Source organism: Kitasatospora sp. NPDC057518 (assembly GCF_042802075.1).
Lineage (GTDB): Bacteria > Actinomycetota > Actinomycetes > Streptomycetales > Streptomycetaceae > Kitasatospora.
On record NZ_JBHVEU010000624.1, the window covers coordinates 1 to 3,982 of the forward strand.

The window sequence follows — 3,982 nt, forward strand, 5'->3', positions numbered from 1 at the left end:
GCCCGGGGCACCGGCCGCCGTCGCGTTCCACGGCCCGGGCGCCTCAGCCGCCCGCCAGCACCTCGCACACCTGCCAGCCCGGCCGGGCGTGGTTGCCGGGGTCGACCGGCGCCGGCGGCGTGACCGCCGTGCCCTGCGCGGTGGCCAGCACCGGCTGCAGGAAGCCCGCCATCGAGGCGCCGCAGGGCTCCGGCCCGGCCTGCACCACCGAGTCCACCAGCCGCAGCTGCCCCGAGGCCAGGTCCACCCGGTCGAACTCGAAGGTCAGCTGCCGCCGCACGGTCTCCAGGGTGACCGGCGCCCCGGCCGGGGCGCCGGCCGGCTTGAGCGCGTAGACGAAGGTGTGGTCGGTGGTGATCTGCAGCGTCCCGCTGTCCGCCTCGTCGATCCGCATCGCGCCGACCACCTTCACGGTGTTCGAGGCCAGCGCGACCTGTGCCGGGTCGAAGCGGACCATCCAGCCGGTCACCGCGTGGTGGCGGTCGTCCACCGGCTGCGCCACGCTCGCGTCGAACTCCGCCTGCTCACCGGGCGTGACGAAGACCCGTACGTCGGCGGTGGCGCCCTGGACCAGCGTCGCCGGGGAGAGCGAGGAGGCGACCAGGTAGCGCTGGACGGTGTCGAGCGCCTTGGCCACCTCGACCCGGCCGAAGTTCCCGGTGGCGGCGCCGGTCGGGGTGTTCAGCCCGATCGTGCCGTCCCCGTACCCGAGCGGCAGCGCGGCGAACGGGTCCGCCGGGTCGGCGACCGGGTGGACGGCCGACGCCGGGCTCAACGCGACCAGGCTGACGGTCAGTTGGCTGCCCTCGGGCCGCACCGCGGTGCCCTTCGGCGAGCTCACCCCGAAGTACACCGCGGCCCCGAAGGCGAGCAGGATGAGCAGCAGCAGGATGAGTGCCTGGCGCGGGACGGTGCCCAGCGGGCCGAACCGCACCCGCGACCGGGTGGCCTTGCCGAAGGAGCCCGCCAGCCGCTCCCGGGCGGAGAGTTCCTGGATGCGGGCAGCCCGCACGAACGATTCGTCGAACACGACGGACCGGAATTCGTCCTCGTTGCCGGAACCGCCCTCGGGCGTCCCCTCAGGAGGCTCTCGCGGGTCACCCACACCACCAGGGTAGGCGGACACCAGCGCCGCCACGAGGGTCCGGGCGCACATTCCCGGGAACGCTCCGTGACCACCGCCCCGGGGCGTGCGCCCCCGGGCGCTCGGACTAGCCCGCGGGCGCCGTGACCACCAGCGGGGGCTCCGCCGGGGCCTGCCCGGGGGCCGCCCCGGTGCTGCTGCTGCCGGACTGGGGGCGCCGGGGCGTGACCGAGGGGCCGCCCACCCCCTGGTAGATCGCCGCGACGGCGACCGCCACCAGGCTCACCCCCATGATCACGGCGAGCACCCAGGCCACCGGCCGGTGCCACCGCTGCTGGGCCACGTACCGCCCGGGGACGCGCACCGGGTCGTCACCGCGCCGCCACCGCCGGACCCGGCGGTCGGCCGCCCGGCCCGGCCCCGACCAGGGGTCGGGGTAGAGGTGGTCCGCGTCGAGTCCGCTCGGGTACGGGCGCAGCTCCAGCGGCAGCCCGTCCCCGGCCGGAACGTCACGGCCCCAGCCCGGCCCCGCGGCGTCCGGCTCGAACCGGGCCTCGGCGGCGGCGAGTTGCCGCTCCTTGGCGGTCGGCTCGTGCACGGCGGCGGACCGGACGAAGGCCTCGTCGAAGACCACGGTGGCGAACTCGTCGTCCGCACCACCGTGGTCGGAGCCGTCGGGGTACGGGAAGCCCCCCACATCCTCAGCCACGGATTCAGCGTATTACCGGCCGGACGATTTGTCTGTGGCTCCCGGCAGTTGGTCCGTCGCACGTGTGACGGACGCCCCGCGCGCGCCGCCCGGCGGCCGTCCGCGCCCCCGCCCGCGGCCTGCGCGCCTACTCGGCCCCGCCGCCCACGGTCTGCGCGGCCTCGCCCCGCACGTGCCCGTCACCAGTGACGATGTACTTGGTGCTGGTCAGCTCGGGCAGGCCCATCGGGCCGCGGGCGTGCAGCTTCTGGGTGGAGATGCCGATCTCCGCGCCGAAGCCGAACTCGCCGCCGTCGGTGAAGCGGGTGGAGGCGTTGACGGCCACCGTGGTGGAGTCCACCAACCGGGTGAAGCGGCGGGCGGCGGCCTGCGAGGTGGTGACGATCGCCTCGGTGTGGCCGGAGGACCAGCGGCGGATGTGCTCGACGGCGGCGTCCAGTGAGGGCACCACGGCGGCGGCCAGGTCCAGCGAGAGGTACTCGGCGCCCCAGTCCTCGTCGGTGGCCGGCACCACGGTGGCCGGTCCCCCCTCGGCGGCCTTCAGCACCGCCTCGTCGCCGTGCACGGTGACCCCGGCCCCGGCGAGCGCCGCCAGCGCGAGCGGCAGGAAGGCGTCCGCGACGTCCTGGTGGACCAGCAGCGTCTCGGCGGAGTTGCAGACGCTGACCCGCTGCGCCTTGGAGTTCAGCAGGATGCCGACGGCCATCGCCAGGTCGGTCTCGGCGTCCACGTAGACGTGGCAGTTGCCGGTGCCGGTCTCGATCACCGGGACGGTGGAGCCCTCGACCACGGTGCGGATCAGCGAGGCGCCGCCGCGCGGGATCAGCACGTCCACGTAGCCGCGGGCGCGCATCAGCTCCCGCACCGACTCCCGGCTCTCCCCCGGCACCAGCTGGACCGCGTCGGCGGGCAGCCCGGCCGCGGCGACGGCGTCGCGCACCACGGCGACCAGCGCGCTGTTGGAGCGGTAGGCCGAGGCGGAGCCGCGCAGCAGTACCGCGTTGCCGGACTTGAGGCAGAGCGCGGCGGCGTCCGCGGTGACGTTCGGGCGGGCCTCGTAGATGATGCCGACCACGCCGAGCGGCACCCGGACCTGCCGCACGTCCAGGCCGTTGGGCAGGGTGTAGCCGCGCACCACCTCGCCGACCGGGTCGGGCAGGCCGGCCACGTCGCGCACGTCCGAGGCGATCGCGGCGATCCGCTCGTCGGTCAGGGTCAGCCGGTCGATCACCGACTCGGCCGTGCCGGCCGCCCGGGCCCGCTCCACGTCCTCGGCGTTGGCCGCGACGATCTCCGCGCTGCGGGCCACCAGCGCGTCCGCGACCGCCAGCAGCGCGGCGTCCTTCGCGCCGCGCGGCAGCGGGGCGAGCGCGGCGGCGGCCTCCCGGGCTCGGCGCGCTACGGCGAGGACGGGGCTGTCGGCGGTGGCGAGATCGCTGGTCATGCCGCCAAGGGTAGCGACTGCGCCCGCCCCGCCCGGGCGGCATTTCGCCCGGTGAGACAGCTCGGTACGGCGTTCGGTCCGGCGTTCGGTCCGGCGTTCGGTCCGGGCGCTCAGTACGGGTGCACGCCGCCCAGGTGCGGCGGCGGCTCGCCGAAGCCCTCCGCCACCCGCTTGTGGTACGTCGCCCGGTCGACCACCTCCAGCCCGACGATCTCCCAGGGCGGCAGGTTCGAGGTGACCTTGTGCTCGCCCCACAGCCGCAGCGCGATGGCCGCCGCGTCGTGCAGGTCCCGGGCCTGCTCCCAGTAGCGGATCTCGGCGTGGTCGGCCGCGTAGCGGGCGGTCAGGAAGAACGAGTGGTCGTGCGCCAGCTGCTCCAGCGAGGCGCGCAGCGCGGACAGCGGGGTGACCTGCCCGGCCACGCTCAGCACCACGTGCCACAGCCGCGCCTGCTCGGGCACGGTGGGCGGCTGGGCCGCCCGGTCGAGTTCGGGCCGCATCCCGCGCATCCCGCCGGGCCGCTGCGTCGGCGGACCGGCCGGCTCGGCGGGGCCGTCCCCGCGTCCGCCGTCGATGCTGGTCAGCCGCCGGCCCGCGGTCCCTGCGGTCAGCGCTGCCTCGCGCCTGCGTTCCACCGGCGGCCTCCTGTTCGGCGATGTCGTGTCGTCCCCACCGGCCCCGTCGGCCCTCGGCCGACCGGTACGGCTGCGCCCCTCCTCGCCCGCGGCCGGGCCGCTCCCGGTAC

General features: G+C 76.1%; 4 protein-coding genes. All 4 read right to left on the minus strand.

The window, feature by feature from the left end:
* Positions 1-43 precede the first annotated feature (43 nt).
* A complete protein-coding gene (locus ACFU7Z_RS37320; protein WP_380782544.1) occupies positions 44-1,105 on the minus strand; it encodes a hypothetical protein in 1,062 nt (353 codons plus the stop codon).
* 106 nt (positions 1,106-1,211) lie between these two features.
* Positions 1,212-1,793 (minus strand): hypothetical protein, encoded by a 582-nt coding sequence (locus ACFU7Z_RS37325; RefSeq protein ID WP_380782546.1) that lies wholly within the window; start codon positions 1,791-1,793, stop codon positions 1,212-1,214.
* 127 nt (positions 1,794-1,920) lie between these two features.
* A complete protein-coding gene (locus ACFU7Z_RS37330) occupies positions 1,921-3,237 on the minus strand; it encodes a glutamate-5-semialdehyde dehydrogenase (RefSeq protein WP_380782548.1) in 1,317 nt (438 codons plus the stop codon).
* A gap of 110 nt (positions 3,238-3,347) precedes the next feature.
* Positions 3,348-3,872, minus strand: a complete 525-nt coding sequence (locus tag ACFU7Z_RS37335) for a hypothetical protein (RefSeq protein ID WP_074000707.1) — start codon at positions 3,870-3,872, stop codon at positions 3,348-3,350.
* Between the last annotated feature and the right edge of the window lie 110 nt (positions 3,873-3,982).